This is a genomic window from Vibrio sp. Vf1514 (genome assembly GCF_052076135.1).
GTDB classification, from domain to species: domain Bacteria; phylum Pseudomonadota; class Gammaproteobacteria; order Enterobacterales; family Vibrionaceae; genus Vibrio; species Vibrio furnissii.
In genome coordinates this window covers 932,295-947,298 of sequence record NZ_CP197267.1, presented here as the reverse complement: position 1 = coordinate 947,298, position 15,004 = coordinate 932,295, and the positions used below count along the sequence as shown (strand labels likewise).

Annotated in this window: 13 protein-coding genes; 8 read left to right on the top strand and 5 right to left on the bottom strand. The window is 51.2% G+C overall.

Annotated elements, in window-relative coordinates; all coding sequences use genetic code 11:
- Positions 1 to 2 precede the first annotated feature (2 nt).
- Both ACS18Q_RS04435 and ACS18Q_RS04430 read right to left on the bottom strand, forming a co-directional pair.
- Complete coding sequence (locus ACS18Q_RS04435) at positions 3 to 1,931, bottom strand: ATP-dependent DNA helicase (protein WP_014205446.1); 1,929 nt, start codon at positions 1,929 to 1,931, stop codon at positions 3 to 5.
- Positions 1,932 to 2,146: 215 nt separating this feature from the next.
- Entirely contained in the window at positions 2,147 to 2,347 is a 201-nt protein-coding gene (locus ACS18Q_RS04430; RefSeq protein ID WP_004726590.1) for a hypothetical protein, read from the bottom strand.
- Positions 2,348 to 2,639: 292 nt separating this feature from the next.
- Here ACS18Q_RS04430 and purU point away from each other — a divergent pair, with 292 nt between their 5' ends.
- Entirely contained in the window at positions 2,640 to 3,473 is an 834-nt protein-coding gene (gene purU / locus ACS18Q_RS04425; RefSeq protein WP_441257437.1) for a formyltetrahydrofolate deformylase, read from the top strand.
- A gap of 75 nt (positions 3,474 to 3,548) precedes the next feature.
- Here purU and ACS18Q_RS04420 read toward each other — a convergent pair whose 3' ends face one another.
- Positions 3,549 to 5,552 carry an FAD-dependent oxidoreductase gene (locus ACS18Q_RS04420; RefSeq protein WP_441257436.1) on the bottom strand — a complete coding sequence of 668 codons (2,004 nt, stop codon included), beginning with the start codon at positions 5,550 to 5,552 and terminating at the stop codon, positions 3,549 to 3,551.
- A 213-nt stretch (positions 5,553 to 5,765) separates the two neighbouring features.
- Between ACS18Q_RS04420 and sppA the strand changes: the two genes are divergently transcribed.
- Together sppA and ansA are read left to right on the top strand one after the other, a co-directional pair.
- Positions 5,766 to 7,616, top strand: a complete 1,851-nt coding sequence (sppA, locus tag ACS18Q_RS04415; protein ID WP_441257435.1) for a signal peptide peptidase SppA — start codon at positions 5,766 to 5,768, stop codon at positions 7,614 to 7,616.
- 133 nt (positions 7,617 to 7,749) lie between these two features.
- The gene (ansA, locus tag ACS18Q_RS04410) at positions 7,750 to 8,763 is read left to right on the top strand and encodes an asparaginase (protein WP_004726595.1); all 1,014 of its coding nucleotides are present in this window, start codon (positions 7,750 to 7,752) and stop codon (positions 8,761 to 8,763) included.
- A gap of 75 nt (positions 8,764 to 8,838) precedes the next feature.
- Here the strand turns inward: ansA and ACS18Q_RS04405 are convergent, their stop codons facing one another.
- A complete protein-coding gene (locus ACS18Q_RS04405; RefSeq protein ID WP_004726596.1) occupies positions 8,839 to 9,123 on the bottom strand; it encodes a YeaC family protein in 285 nt (94 codons plus the stop codon).
- Between the two features lie 111 nt (positions 9,124 to 9,234).
- On the opposite strand from ACS18Q_RS04405, the gene ACS18Q_RS04400 reads away from it, so the two are divergent.
- A complete protein-coding gene (locus tag ACS18Q_RS04400) occupies positions 9,235 to 10,056 on the top strand; it encodes a DUF2989 domain-containing protein (protein WP_038151480.1) in 822 nt (273 codons plus the stop codon).
- Positions 10,057 to 10,087: 31 nt separating this feature from the next.
- Here ACS18Q_RS04400 and msrB read toward each other — a convergent pair whose 3' ends face one another.
- Positions 10,088 to 10,504, bottom strand: a complete 417-nt coding sequence (gene msrB / locus ACS18Q_RS04395; RefSeq protein WP_004726598.1) for a peptide-methionine (R)-S-oxide reductase MsrB — start codon at positions 10,502 to 10,504, stop codon at positions 10,088 to 10,090.
- Between the two features lie 338 nt (positions 10,505 to 10,842).
- Between msrB and gap the strand changes: the two genes are divergently transcribed.
- The 4 genes from gap (at position 10,843) to ACS18Q_RS04375 (ending at position 14,912) form a co-directional block, all read left to right on the top strand.
- Positions 10,843 to 11,838 carry a type I glyceraldehyde-3-phosphate dehydrogenase gene (gene gap / locus ACS18Q_RS04390; RefSeq protein WP_441257434.1) on the top strand — a complete coding sequence of 332 codons (996 nt, stop codon included), beginning with the start codon at positions 10,843 to 10,845 and terminating at the stop codon, positions 11,836 to 11,838.
- Positions 11,839 to 12,102: 264 nt separating this feature from the next.
- Positions 12,103 to 12,987, top strand: coding sequence for a D-hexose-6-phosphate mutarotase (locus ACS18Q_RS04385; protein WP_441257433.1), 885 nt, complete (start codon positions 12,103 to 12,105; stop codon positions 12,985 to 12,987).
- 82 nt (positions 12,988 to 13,069) lie between these two features.
- Positions 13,070 to 13,900, top strand: a complete 831-nt coding sequence (rlmA, locus tag ACS18Q_RS04380) for a 23S rRNA (guanine(745)-N(1))-methyltransferase (RefSeq protein ID WP_441257432.1) — start codon at positions 13,070 to 13,072, stop codon at positions 13,898 to 13,900.
- A 76-nt stretch (positions 13,901 to 13,976) separates the two neighbouring features.
- Positions 13,977 to 14,912 carry a ChaN family lipoprotein gene (locus ACS18Q_RS04375; protein WP_441257431.1) on the top strand — a complete coding sequence of 312 codons (936 nt, stop codon included), beginning with the start codon at positions 13,977 to 13,979 and terminating at the stop codon, positions 14,910 to 14,912.
- Positions 14,913 to 15,004: the final 92 nt, after the last annotated feature.

The following is a 15,004-nucleotide window of genomic DNA, read 5'->3' as shown; positions in this document are numbered from 1 at the left end:
CTCTAATTTATTGCAGTTTCTGATAAATGTTGCAGAAAGTCTTTCACCACCGTCAGATCCCGCGTGCGCGGAATCGGCGGTAGACTGGCGAGGAAAATGCCGCCATAGTCGCGTGTCACCAAGCGGTTGTCGCAGATGATCAACGCCCCTTTGTCTTTCTGATCTCGAATAAGTCGTCCCACACCCTGTTTCAAGGTGATCACCGCTTCAGGCAGTTGCACCTGAGCAAACGGATCGCCACCTCGCAACTTACAGTCTTCGATGCGTGCTTTGAGTAGCGGATCATCGGGGGCAGTAAACGGAAGTTTGTCGATGATAACACAGCTTAACGTGTCGCCTCTAACATCGATGCCTTCCCAGAAGGCGCCCGTGGCCACCAACAGCGCGTTGCCCAGTTCCATAAACTCAGCCAAGGTTTTCTGTTTGCTGGTTTCCCCTTGCATCAGCACTGGCAGCGTCAATTGCTCGCGAAAGCGTTCGCCAAGCTCACGCATCATGCTGTGCGAGGTGCAGAGAAAGAAACAGCGCCCTTGGTTTTGTTCAATCACCGGTGCCAGCATACGCACCAGTTTGTCCGCCAACCCCGGGCTATTGGGCTCTGGAAGATACCGCGGCACGCACAATTTGGCCTGCTGCTCATAATCGAACGGGCTTGGCAGAGAAAACTGCGCGACGGGTTTGAGCCCCAAGCGATGGGTAAAGTGGCCAAAGTCGTCATTTACCGCCAGTGTGGCCGAGGTGAAGATCCACGCCCCCTGCTTCATTTCCATCTGTTCATGGAATTTATCCGCCACGGTAAGCGGCGTGATGTGCAAGCTGAAATGGCGCGGCGTGGTGTCATACCAGTAGGAATAACCCGTGATCGACACATCGCACACGCGCTCGATGCGCCCTTTAATAAGATTGGCTCGTTCAAATGCAGTATCGAGCAGTTGGCTGCGCCCCAGCGCCAGCTTGAGCACCTCAATGGCAAAATTGAGGCTATCCAGCACGCGTTCAATCTCGCGTGAAATCGATGGCGATTGCAGCGCTTCGCGCCAGTTTCCGCGATACCCCGGCTCCCCCAGCACAATGCGCAGATCCATGGCTGACTGCACCAGTTTGTCGCCGACTTTCTGCAATTGGCGCATGTCTTTGGCTTCGGTGCGGTAACCAATCTCGATGTCTTTCGCCAGTTCTTGAATCTGGCGGCTGGACACCGACTGACCAAAATATTGGCTGGCGATATCCGGCAACTGGTGCGCTTCATCGAAAATGAACACATCCGCTTCGGGAATTAACTCGCCAAAACCGGTTTCTTTGATGGCTAAATCGGCCAAAAACAGGTGATGGTTGACCACCACGACGTCAGCATCCATCGCTTTGCGGCGCGCTTTCGAGACAAAACAGTCCTGATAACTCGGACACTCTTTGCCCAAGCAGTTGTCGTTGGTTGAGGTGATGGTCGGAATGACCAAGCTGTCTTCGGGCAAGTCATCGCATTCACCCAAATCGCCGGTTTTGGTTTCCGACGCCCAACTGCGCACTTTGACCAATTGCGTCAACAGCGTCGGGTCTGCTTCGTTGGTATGGCTTTCCACCATTTGGCGGCTGAGGCGATCCAAGCACAAGTAGTTGGCTCGCCCTTTGAGTAGGGCCACATTGCCATGAAACCCCAGCGCACCAACCATCAAGGGTAAATCGCGATGAAATAGCTGCTCTTGTAGGTTCTTGGAACCGGTGCTGATGATCACTTTTTTACCGCTCAACAGCGCAGGCACCAGATAGGCAAAGGTTTTACCCGTTCCGGTTCCGGCTTCCACCACCAGTTGAGAGCTTTGCTTGATGGCGTTGGCGACGGCTTCGGCCATGTCAATTTGTGCCTGACGAGCTTGAAAGCCCGGTATGGCTTTCCCGAGCGCGCCTTGCTGAGAGAACGTTTTTGCAATCATCGAAAGAGCTGACGAAGAATAGAATGACGCGATTATGGCAGGTTTCTGCACAAGGCGCGAATCGGATTACGCACGCGCCGATATGCAGGAATACATCGAAGAAAAACCAATCTAGTGCACGAAGCCAAGATAACGTCACCAGGTTAATGAAGCCAGATTCACGAAGCTAAGTTCATGAAGAGCTAGGTTCACGAAGACAGGTTCACAAAGACAAATTAACGCCGGTTCAGATAACGCGCCATCCAAGGCGGGGCATCGTAGCCGGTGCCCATCTGGGACATCACGCGTGCCGCTTCCGCGGGTGAGGCTTTATTGTCCCATAACGTATCGAGCAACGCTTGATTGATGGGTTGGTCGCCCATCAGTTCAGAAACGCGTTCAACATACAACTTACGCGCAAGCAGTTCTTTATCCATAAACACCACCTTGAAAGCACACAAAAAGCTGGGGGTTAAACCACCGTCAACCCGCAGCACCCCTGATAGTTGTTGAAACCGATGTGAGAATAGATTAATTATAGACGCTATATTTTGGGCTGCCCGACCGTTCTGAGTCGCCCATCTTGTTATGCATCCCAGCGCACTGGACAAATAAACGCCGACAACTTGGGGTTGCAGTGCTCAGCGCACCAACCACAAGTCCACGAGAAGTAGCGTGTCCGGTTGACGAGGGATTTCAGAATAAAAGAAATGCACGGAAGTTGTATTAATGGAAAAGAAAACGCTCCTCACGCATTGTACAGATGCCCCAGGTTTGATCGCTAAAATCACCAATATTTGTTACAAGCACCAACTCAACATCATTCACAACAGCGAGTATGTGGATAACACCAGCGGCCATTTTTTCATGCGCACCGAGCTGGAAGGTTACTTCAACGATGCAACGCTGCTGGCCGATTTAGACCAAGCGCTGCCGCAAGGTGCGAAGCGTAAACTCATCGACTCCAGCCGCAAACGCATCGTGATTCTGGTGACCAAAGAAGCACATTGCCTAGGCGACATTCTGATGAAGAACTTTGACGGCAGTCTGGATGTGGACATCGCTGCTGTCGCGGGGAACTACGACACCCTGCAAGGACTGACGGAGAAGTTTGATATTCCGTATCACTGCGTGTCTCACGAAGGGCTCAACCGCCAAGAGCATGAGCAAAACATGCTGGAAGTGATTGACCAGTACCAACCGGATTACGTGGTGCTGGCGAAGTACATGCGCGTGTTAACGCCGGGCTTTGTGGAAAAATACCACCACAAAATCATCAACATTCACCACAGCTTTCTGCCGGCATTTATTGGGGCGAAACCATACCAACAAGCGTATGAACGCGGCGTGAAGATCATCGGCGCGACAGCCCACTTCGTGACCAACGATCTCGATGAAGGGCCGATCATCAAACAAGACGTGATTCCCGTCGATCACACGTTCAGTGCACAAGACATGGCGCAAGCAGGCCGCGATGTAGAAAAGAGCGTGCTGAGCAAAGCGCTGGGCAAAGTGCTCAACGATCATGTGATTGTCTACGGCAACAAGACCGTCATCCTGTAACTGCAAGGTTGAGGTATAAAAAAGGCGCTCAAGGCGCCTTTTTGTCATGCTCAGTCGTGCTCTACGCTCGTCCGTTTACAGTTTGATGGCTAACGTCACCCCTTGGCGAATCGCACGCACCGCATCCAACTCACCGGCATGATCGGCCCCCCCAATCACATGCAGTTTATCGCCCAGTTGCGCCCATTGGTCTTCAAATGGACGAACCGACTCTTGACCGGCACAGATCACCACGGTATCGACTTCCAATAAGCGTTGCTGCTCATCAATGGCAATGTGCAACCCGTGCGGGTCAATCTTGTCATAACGCACGCCACCAACTAAATGCACGCCGCGTTTTTCCAACGTCCGTTTGTGAATCCAACCGGTGGTTTTGCCCGGGCCACGACCCACGCGACCTTTGCGGCGTTGCAGCAGCCACACTTCTTTGTCGCTGACCGAATCCGGATGAGGATACAAACCGCCGGGGTGCGCAATGTCGGTATCAATGCCCCATTCATGCAACCAATCGTCTAGATGGTGCCCTTGAGGTTCGGTGATCATGGTCGCCACATCCACGCCAATGCCACCAGCACCAACGATAGCGACTTTTTCGCCGACCGGTGTTTTTTCGCGAATCAGCGTTTGGTAATCGACCACTTTCTCTGGGTTATCCACCCCCTCAATCTTCACTTTGCGCGGCGCCACGCCAGACGCCATCACGACCTCGTCGTACCCCGCCAACATGTCATACGTCACTTCGGTGTCGAGGTGCAAACACACGCCCGTTTCATCCAAACGGTTGGCGAAATAGCGAATGGTTTCACGAAATTCTTCCTTGCCCGGGATCTGCATCGCCAAGCGGAATTGGCCGCCAATGCGGTCATTGCGCTCAAACAAATCAACCTCATGCCCCCGCTCTGCAAGCGTCGTTGCACTGGCAAGACCGGCAGGACCGGCGCCAATCACCGCAACTTTCTTCTTCACGCTCGCCGGTTGCACCACAATTTCAGTTTCATAACAGGCACGCGGGTTGACCATGCAGCTTGCCCGTTTGCCACGGAAAATGTTGTCGAGACACGCTTGGTTACAGCCAATACACGTGTTGATCAGCGCCGATTTGCCCTGCTCCGCTTTCGCAACAAATTCTGGGTCTGCCAAGAACGGACGCGCCATCGACACCAGATCCGCCTGCCCGCTGGCGACAATTTTCTCTGCTTCTTCCGGCGTATTGATGCGGTTACACGTCACGACGGGCACGTTCAGGTGCGGTTTGATTTTCTCCGTCACCCACGTGAATGCGGCGCGCGGCACTTGCGTCGCGATGGTCGGAATGCGCGCTTCATGCCAGCCAATGCCCGTGTTGATGATGGTAACACCAGCCGCTTCCAGCGCTTTCGCCAGCATCAGTACTTCTTCAAACGTGCTGCCTTCTTCGACCAAATCGAGCATCGACAAGCGGAAGATAATGATGAATTCTTTGCCAACGGCTTCGCGAATCGCGCGCACCACTTCGAGGGGGAATCGAATGCGGTTTTCGTAGCTACCGCCCCAGTCGTCGTAGCGCATGTTGGTACGCTTACAGATAAATTGGTTGAGCAAATACCCTTCCGAGCCCATCACTTCGACGCCATCGTAGCCCGCCAGTTGGGCCAGTTCCGCGCTGTTGGCAAACGCGTCGATGGTTTTGCGAATCTGACGTGGGCTCATTTCACTCGGTGCAAACTTGGCGATCGGCGCTTTGATGGACGACGCACTTTGAGAAAATGGATGCATGGCGTAGCGCCCTGCATGCAGCAATTGCAGCGCAATTTTACCGCCGTGACGATGAACCGCTTCCGTCACCACCTTGTGCGCTTTGGCATGTTTGGTTTTACTAAATTCGGCACTGAATGGGTGCAGGCGCCCACGTAAGTTGGGCGAGAAACCGCCGGTCACGATAAGCCCAACGCCACCTTTGGCGCGCTCTTCGTAAAAGGCAGCGAGTTTGTGGAGTCCTTCCTTGTGTTCTTCAAGACCGGTATGCATCGATCCCATCAAGACGCGGTTGCGCAGTTGAGTGAATCCTAAGTCTAAAGGCTTTAGCAGATGTGGGTACATGGCGACATCACTTTTATCGTTATCCTTATTGGTCTGACCAGAATATTCTCAGCCCAACGAAAAATCAAACAAGCGTTTACATTTTTGTAACACCGATCAATCTTGCAGTTGTTTGGGTATAATGAATAACGTAGGATGTAACTCATTCATATCTCTCGGGAACTTATCCGAGCTATCCTCAACAAGTCACTCACTTGTTGCATTGGAGACACAATGAAACAACTATTCCGATTTATTGGGCTGATTTTTAAAGGTATTTGGAAGGTCATTACTTTTATTCGTCTTGCCCTCACCAACCTGATATTCCTGCTCAGCATCGCCATCATTTACTTCATCTATATTCATGCTGAGTCGCCTACACCCACCGTCGATAAAGCCTCGGCATTGGTGCTGAATTTATCCGGTCCGATTGTCGAACAACGAACCTACGTGAACCCCATGGACTCGTTTGCTGGCTCGGTCCTGGGGCAGGATTTACCTAAAGAAAACGTCTTGTTTGATATCGTCGATACGCTGCGTTATGCCAAAAATGATCAGCAAGTGACGGGGTTGGTGTTGGCGCTGCGCGATCTGCCTGAAACCAATTTGACCAAACTGCGTTACATCGCCAAAGCGATCAACGAGTTCAAAGCATCCGGGAAACCGGTCTATGCGGTGGGTGATTTCTACAATCAAAGTCAGTATTACCTTGCCAGCTACGCCGACAAAATTTTTCTTTCGCCCGATGGTGCGGTGATGCTGCGCGGCTACAGTGCTTACAATCTGTATTACAAAACGCTGTTGGAAAAACTTGACGTCAACACGCACGTGTTCCGTGTCGGCACTTACAAATCAGCCATTGAGCCGTTCATCCGTGACGACATGTCCGATGCCGCGCGCGAATCCGCGTCTCGCTGGTTGACCCAACTGTGGGGAGCGTATGTGGATGACGTGGCGACCAACCGTCAGATCGATGCGAAAACGCTCACACCGAGTATGGATGAATTTTTGGCACTGCTGAAACAGTCATCGGGCAACCTGGCGGATTTGTCACTCAAAGCCGGTTTAGTCGATGAACTCGCCACACGACAACAAGTGCGTGCCGAGCTGACCGACGTGTTCGGCAGTGACGGCGACGACAGCTACAACGCCATGAGCTATTACGATTACCGCGCGACCGTGTCCCCAACCTTTGACATGGCCGCAGACGACATCGCGGTGGTGGTCGCCAGCGGCGCCATCATGGACGGTGTTCAACCACGGGGTACCGTAGGCGGCGATACACTGGCATCCTTGCTGCGTCAGGCGCGAAACGATGACAAAGTGAAAGCCGTCGTGCTGCGTGTCGACAGCCCAGGGGGCAGCGCGTTTGCCTCTGAAGTGATTCGTAATGAAATCGAGGCGATCAAAGCGGCCGGTAAACCGGTGGTGATTTCTATGTCGAGCTTAGCCGCCTCTGGCGGGTACTGGATCTCGATGAGCGGCGATCAAATCGTTGCGCAGCCCACCACGCTGACTGGCTCCATTGGCATCTTCAGCGTCATTACCACGTTTGAAAAAGGGTTGAATAAACTGGGGATCTACACCGACGGCGTGGGCACGTCACCGTTCTCCGGCGTGGGGGTCACCACCGGCCTGAGCGATGGCATCAAAGATGCGCTGCAAATGGGCATTGAACACGGCTACCACCGCTTCATTTCTCTGGTGGCTGAACACCGCCACATGTCAGAACAAGAGGTCGATAAAGTGGCGCAAGGCCGCGTGTGGACCGCGCAAGATGCGCAAAAATTGGGGTTGGTCGATAAGCTCGGCGACTTCGATGATGCCGTCGCACTGGCAGCCAGTCTCGCGAAACTGGACACATACAACCTGTATTGGGTAGAGGAACCCTTGAGCCCGGCGCAGCAATTCTTGCAAGATCTGTTTGGTCAGGTGCGCGTGGGACTTGGGCTTGATGTCTCCAGCTTGATGCCAGACGCGCTTAAACCGGCGACAAAACAGCTGGTTTCTGATGCCAACCTGTTGAGCAGCTTCAACGATCCGAAAGGGTATTACGCGTTTTGTCTCACCTGTCAGGTGGAATAACAGCGGCAAGCCTTATCCCCACTGCTCTTACCAGCAGGTTCCTAAGCGGCGCTTTGTTAGAAGCGCCTCTTTTTATTGCAGTGGTTTTCGCTATAATCCGCGTTCTGTTCCCCTACAATAAGTGATTTATCCCATGACAAGAAAGCATATCTATATCGCCTACACCGGCGGCACCATCGGTATGAAAAAATCCGATCATGGTTATGTACCTGTCGAAGGCTTTATGGAAAAGCAGTTGGCCAGTATGCCGGAATTCCACCGTGCAGAAATGCCACAGTTCACCATTCACGAATACGAGCCGCTGATCGACTCTTCAGACATGACGCCTGAAGATTGGCAGAAGATTGCCGATGACATTCGCGATAATTACGACAAATACGATGGCTTTGTGATCCTGCATGGCACTGACACCATGGCCTACACCGCCTCGGCGTTGTCTTTCATGCTGGAAAATCTCGGCAAACCTGTGATTGTGACCGGTTCACAAATTCCACTGGCTGAACTGCGTTCAGACGGTCAGGCGAACCTGTTAAACGCCCTGCACATTGCGGCCAATTACCCGATCAACGAAGTGACTTTGTTCTTCAACAATCAGTTGATGCGCGGCAACCGCAGTACCAAATCACATGCGGACGGCTTTAACGCGTTCACCTCCCCCAACCTACCTCCTCTGCTGGAAGCGGGCATCAACATTCAAGTGAGTGGCAACGTCAAGCTTGGTGTACAACCGGAAGGCGAATTCCGCGTTCAAAACATCACGCCGCAGCCAATCGGGGTGATCACCATGTACCCGGGCATTTCACACGAAGTGATTCGTAATACCTTATTGCAGCCCGTCAACGCTATGATTTTGCTGACCTTCGGTGTCGGCAATGCACCGCAAAACCCAGAACTGTTGGCCCAATTGCATGATGCCTCTGAACGTGGCGTGATCGTGATGAACCTGACGCAATGTTTGGCCGGTAAAGTGAACATGGGTGGCTACGCCACAGGCTGCGCGCTGGCGGATGCTGGCGTGATCAGTGGTTACGACATGACGCCGGAAGCGGCGCTAGCAAAATTGCACTATTTACTGAGCCAGAATTTGTCTTACGAAGAAGTGAAAGTGCGCATGCAGCAAGTGCTGCGTGGCGAAATGAGCCTGTAACGCATTCTTTAGACACACAAAACCCCGCCGATGCGGGGTTTTTTATGCCATGTGAGACCAAGGCAAACCGACCACTTACTCTTGGTTCGGATTCACTCGCATGATGTCGTCTTGCCCTGCCTGAAAACGCTTTTTCAGCTCCGCTTTCGACTTAAACACCACATCACCCCCAACGCCCACCGTCATGTGGTCAGCGTTCAGATTGTGCTTGGATTGATACAACATCACAGCTTGCATACAGTAATCTCGCTGCTCCTGAGAAAGTAGTGTACCCTCAGGCCACTTACCCGTTTCTACCGCGAACACCAAACGATCATACGCTTCCGGTGTAATAGCATCGATTAATTGATTTGCATCCATGATTGTTTCCTAATAAACGCTTATAAAAACAGTTCGCGTCACCTTAACTGGCTGGCATTTCGAGTCAAGACCAGCTAAATAAATAAGTGTATCGGATCACAAGCTAACATGATGAACAGCGTAAAAACTTTACTAATTTTGTCTCTGCCACTGCTGCTCAGTGGCTGTTTTGAGAATCGCAAGAATACGGAGAAGCTGTGCGCAGACAATCCAAATTTGCGCTGTGAGCAGCTCAATATGGACGACGGCCAATGCCGTATTCCACGCACCGATCTGATCTGGCACCGCTATGCGGTACTCAAAAATCCGACGGTCGATAACAAGATTCAAGAATACACCTTGGTGAGTGCCTACCGAAAATGCCTTGAATTGGCTTCGCAAATTCAACCGATTGATCAAACGGCGCTCAAACAAAAACGCTTTGATGCGCTGATCAACTCAGGCAAAGAACAAGAACGATTGGTGAAAGAGCTGCATCAGATGCGCACGCCGCAATCGCTCTATTTCCTGTGGAGCCAAACCGGCGATAACCAAGCACGACGTGAATTTTTGCAGATGGAAGGGACACCAGAACTGGACACCGCCGAGATGCAATTCGCACTCGCCACCTTTTATACCTCGCGCAACCGTGAAAAAACCATTCAGTTGCTGAACCGTGCGTTAGAGCTGAGTGACGCTCAATCGGTCAATATCGAGATTTTCAAATCGCTGGCGAGTACGTATCAAGTCCTCAACGACAAAGAACATGCCTATGTATGGGCCATGGTCGGCAAAGCGTTTGGCGTGCCCTTAGCCACACCGGCCGAACTGGAACGCCTTTACGGCTTCAGCCAAGAAAAGTTCGCTCGTTTACAATCCTTGGCCGATGACGTCACCAAAGCGATCAAATCAGGGCAGTATTCCCGCCGTTTAGTGCCTACCGTTATCGAATGATGTAAAGATTAAACAATAAGCGATGAAAATTTCAGCGCTTATTGTTATTTTTGTTGAAAATTAACGACACTGAATTGACACAATAACGTTCCCCGGTTGTCACAGGACCATCGGGAAAAACGTGCCCTAAGTGGCAATCACACGCCGCGCAGCGAATCTCCGTACGCACCATTCCGTGACTGCGATCATCTAAATAGCGAATCGCCTCTGGGCTCACAGGGGCATCAAAACTTGGCCAACCACAGCCCGAATCATACTTGTTTTCTGAACGGAAAAGGGGCGCTTCACAGCAAGTGCAGTAGTAAATCCCGTCCGCTTTGTTGTGCAACAGTTTGCCACTGAATGGTGCCTCTGTACCTTGCTCGCGACACACACGAAATGCTTCATCACTGAGTCGCTCACGCCAGTATTCATCAGGCTTCGTTACTTTATCTACTTTCTGAACCACGGTACTTCATTTCCTTTTTTACAGCGTATTGATGCGCTTTTTTTGTATAAAAACTTGCGCGTTTTGCGCTTTGTAGCACATACTTTCTCACCATGATGCGGTGGACTTTCGCTTTCTAATTTACCTAAGATAACTCGGGTATTTTACGTCAATTGGTAGAGATAATAAGCAGGCTCGAGTTTAAAAACTAACCGTTTGCAACTGAATGTTAAAAAAAGCGACGCTTTTTTTTGACTTTAAACAAGTTAAGTCCGATTATCTGTTGCAGACTTTTACTGGAATCTGTAATTTTACTACCAGTTATCTTTAATCAGAAATTAAGTTGTGGAGCAACTATAATGACTATCAAAGTAGGTATTAACGGTTTTGGCCGTATCGGTCGTTTCGTATTCCGTGCAGCGCAAGAGCGCAATGACATCGAAGTTGTAGGTATCAACGACCTGATCGACGTAGATTACATGGCATACATGCTGAAATACGACTCAACTCACGGCCGTTTCAACGGTACTGTTGAAGTTGAAGGCGGTAACCTGATCGTTAACGGCAAAACTGTACGTGTAACTGCAGAACGCAACCCAGCGGACCTGAAATGGAACGAAATCGGTGTTGACGTTGTAGCAGAAGCAACTGGTCTATTCCTGACTGACGAAACTGCTCGTAAACACATCGAAGCTGGCGCGAAAAAAGTTGTTCTGACTGGTCCTTCAAAAGACAAAACTCCAATGTTCGTAATGGGTGTTAACCACACTACTTACGCAGGTCAAGACATCGTTTCTAACGCTTCTTGTACTACTAACTGTCTGGCTCCTATCGCTAAAGTTCTTAACGACAACTTCGGCATCGAGTCTGGTCTGATGACTACAGTTCACGCAACAACTGCAACTCAAAAAACTGTTGACGGTCCTTCTGCGAAAGACTGGCGCGGTGGTCGTGGTGCTTCTCAAAACATCATCCCATCTTCAACTGGTGCAGCTAAAGCAGTAGGCGTTGTTCTTCCAGAACTAAACGGCAAACTGACTGGTATGGCTTTCCGCGTACCAACTGCAAACGTATCTGTAGTTGACCTAACTGTTAACCTAGAAAAAGCAGCATCTTACGATGACATCAAAGCAGCAATGAAAGCAGCTTCTGAAGGCGAACTTGCTGGCGTACTAGGCTACACTGAAGATGCAGTAGTATCTACTGACTTCAACGGCGACACTCGCACTTCAATCTTTGATGCTACAGCAGGTATCGCACTGACTGACAAATTCGTTAAAGTTGTATCTTGGTACGACAACGAAATCGGTTACTCAAACAAAGTTCTAGACCTGATTGCTCACATCTCTAAATAATGTAAGCATTCAGCGAAGCTTATCATTTAGATAATGCGCAGAATGAAAAAGGCGGCTCTCGAGTCGCCTTTTTAGTATCTGAATTTTGATCGGCGGATTCGATACCGTCGATTGACCCAAGCGTTCCCCGCTTACCCACGGCGAATAGGTTGAGCCACTCGTCCACTGACTGGACGAAGCCTTGAAAGGCATGCCCGACAAGGTCTTGGAGACGGTAGCCACTCGGTATGCTGGTCCGGAGCGCATTACTCAGGAGCGTTAGATATGGATTTACACTCTCTTCCTGCACTGACTGTATTGTCAGATTGCGTGACCGTCGTTGAACACGACCAAGTCAAAATTGTTCGCGTGATACATGACAAAGCCACTGCGGGTATCGCGCTGCACGGCGGTCATATGGTGTCGTTTCAACCTGCAGGCCAACCCGATCTGATCTGGATGAGCGACGCCGCAGTGTTTGACGGCAAAGCAGCACTACGCGGCGGTATTCCCGTGTGCTGGCCTTGGTTCGGACGCTTGGCCAATCCAGGGCATGGCTTTGCCCGTACCAGCGAATGGCAACTGATTGAACATCGTGAAAACGAGCACGGCGTCATCGTGACACTCGGTTTAGAGTACAACGATGCAACGATGGCGATCTGGCCTTATCACTTCTCTGTGCGTTTGCATGTTGAGGTTTCCGACCAATTGACCGTTTCGTTGGAAATCACCAATACCGATGAGAAAGCTTGGGTCTTCTCTGGCGCCTTACACACCTACCTCAACGTGGCCGACATCACCCACGTCACCACCACCGGGATGGGCTCCGAATACATCGACAGCTTGCAAGACGCCAAAGTCTGCCACGGTGGCGAGACGTTGGTACTGACCGACACCATTGATCGCGTTTACACACAACCCGAAGCACAAGTGCACGTGCAAGATCCCGTGCTGCAACGTACGCTCATCGTTGAAAACAACGGCCATAACGCTGCGGTATTGTGGAACCCTTGGGCGCAAGGTGCGGCATCCTTGAGTGACATGACTGATGAGGGTTACAAAACCATGCTGTGTGTGGAATCCACCCTGCATGCCCCATGTCTAGCCGCGGGTAAAACGCTACAACCCGGCGAACAGCATGTTCTGGCGACCACCTTGTCAGTGAAATAATGCGCAGGACAGCTTCGGCTGTCCTTTTTATTTTGTGAGCTTGCCGCTAAACTGACGCCTTAATTTTTTACGCGAGATCACCATGTCTTATCAGTGCCCTTTATGTCAGCATCCCTTAACGTTAACCGGTCAGGCTTACACCTGCGAAAACCGTCATCAGTTTGATGTCGCCAAAGAAGGCTACGTCAACCTGATGCCTGCGCATCACAAGCGCTCCAAAGAGCCCGGTGACAATAAAGAGATGATGCAGGCGCGTCGCCGTTTTCTCGAAGGCGGGCACTATGACCCCATGCGCGATCAAGTGGCCACCCTGTGCGCCAAGGCGCTAGAAGGCACAGAACATCAGCTACTCGACATTGGCTGCGGCGAAGGCTACTACACCACTTATGTGGCGAACGCACTGCAAGCGCAACATGCCCAGGCCCAAACGTACGGTTTAGACATCTCAAAGGTTGCCGTGCGCTACGCGGCCAAACGCTACACCAATTGCGAATTCACGGTGGCCTCGAGTCATCGTCTGCCGTTTGCTGATCACGCGTTAGATGGTATTTTACGGATCTACGCACCATGCAAAGCAGAAGAGCTGCAACGGTGCGTTCATGACCATGGCGTGGTGATCACGGTTACACCCGCAGCGCGCCACCTCTATCAGTTTAAACAAGGCATTTATCAAGACGTTCGCCTGCACGAAGAGCAGCCTGAACACATTGAGGGCTTTGCGCTGGAAACCGAGCAAAAAATCAACTATATGATGACATTACCCGGTGAAGTGGCCTTTGATCTGTTACAAATGACTCCGTTCGCATGGCGAGCCAGCGACGCATTTAAAGCGCAGATTCGCGCATCCGAACAGTTTGAATGTGAAGCTGACTTTATGTTGCGTGTTTATCGCAAGCTGAGTGCCAACGAATAAACGATAATAATTCTCATTTTATTTGCAACTCAAAAGGCACTCCATTACCATGAGCCGGTTTTCAATGGAGGCCTTTATGCGATTTGCCCTACCCCTACTGCTTTCCGCTGCCATTATGGGCTGCGCTGCGACACCCCCAGTCTCGACCTATTACGACTATCAACTCGCGACGCCGACGGGCGAAGTGCGCTCACTTACGCAATTTCGTCATGCGATTCGCCATGCTGATGTCATTCTGGTTGGGGAATGGCACACTCACACTGGTATTCATCGCTTTCAAACCGATTTATTGCAAACACTCAGCCAAGAAGAGCGCCCGGTTGCACTCTCTATGGAGCAGTTTTCTCGCGACAAGCAAGCGTTGCTCAATGACTATCTGCAAGGCACGATTGGCGAACAGTACCTGATTCAGCAAGCAAACGCATGGTCAAATTACGAGAGTGACTACCGCCCCTTGGTGGAATTGGCAAAGCAACAGCAACTGGATGTGATTGCCGCCAACGCGCCCAAACCGATTGTGCGCTGTATTGGCCGACAAGGGCTCAGTTATCTTTCTCAGTTGGATACGGCCAACCGTTCGTTCGTCGCCCAACAGATCAACACCAACGACTCTCCATACAAACAACAGTTTATGGCCTCCATGCATCACGGCACGCCAGAGCAAACGGAAAACCAATTTGCCGCGCAAGTGACTTGGGATGAAACCATGGCTGAAAGCATCGTCAACTACCTCACAAAACACCCTGAGGCACGCGTGATGCACATTGCAGGTTTGTTCCATACGCAAAATGGGCTCGGAACGGCCGCCGCCATTTTGCGCCGTAACCCAGCGCTCAACGTCGTGGTCGTCACCCCAGTGGCAGAGTGGCAATCCCAAAGCCAAGATTACCAGCTGCGTGTCCTGCCGCCACCGGTTCGCTACGTGCAACCTGAGCACCAGATGGCAGCGTTTCGCCAATTGAAACATCGCAACGCCGATCTCACCTGCGACACCACCACACATCAGGAATGAGGTTATCTCTCAGAAAATCTAAAAACAGGCACAATGTTTGCTTGACGAATTAGCACGCAAAATGTGTAAAAATCGCACAAGTTTTTCACCCC

Excerpts from the sequence above, each read along its gene's own strand:
- ACS18Q_RS04435 (WP_014205446.1), bottom strand. The coding sequence starts at position 1,931 with ATGATTGCAAAAACGTTCTCTCAGCAAGGCGCGCTCGGGAAAGCCATA.
- ACS18Q_RS04430 (WP_004726590.1), bottom strand. The coding sequence starts at position 2,347 with ATGGATAAAGAACTGCTTGCGCGTAAGTTGTATGTTGAACGCGTTTCT.
- purU (WP_441257437.1), top strand. The coding sequence starts at position 2,640 with ATGGAAAAGAAAACGCTCCTCACGCATTGTACAGATGCCCCAGGTTTG.
- ACS18Q_RS04420 (WP_441257436.1), bottom strand. The coding sequence starts at position 5,552 with ATGTACCCACATCTGCTAAAGCCTTTAGACTTAGGATTCACTCAACTG.
- sppA (WP_441257435.1), top strand. The coding sequence starts at position 5,766 with ATGAAACAACTATTCCGATTTATTGGGCTGATTTTTAAAGGTATTTGG.
- ansA (WP_004726595.1), top strand. The coding sequence starts at position 7,750 with ATGACAAGAAAGCATATCTATATCGCCTACACCGGCGGCACCATCGGT.
- ACS18Q_RS04405 (WP_004726596.1), bottom strand. The coding sequence starts at position 9,123 with ATGGATGCAAATCAATTAATCGATGCTATTACACCGGAAGCGTATGAT.
- ACS18Q_RS04400 (WP_038151480.1), top strand. The coding sequence starts at position 9,235 with ATGAACAGCGTAAAAACTTTACTAATTTTGTCTCTGCCACTGCTGCTC.
- gap (WP_441257434.1), top strand. The coding sequence starts at position 10,843 with ATGACTATCAAAGTAGGTATTAACGGTTTTGGCCGTATCGGTCGTTTC.
- ACS18Q_RS04385 (WP_441257433.1), top strand. The coding sequence starts at position 12,103 with ATGGATTTACACTCTCTTCCTGCACTGACTGTATTGTCAGATTGCGTG.
- rlmA (WP_441257432.1), top strand. The coding sequence starts at position 13,070 with ATGTCTTATCAGTGCCCTTTATGTCAGCATCCCTTAACGTTAACCGGT.
- ACS18Q_RS04375 (WP_441257431.1), top strand. The coding sequence starts at position 13,977 with ATGCGATTTGCCCTACCCCTACTGCTTTCCGCTGCCATTATGGGCTGC.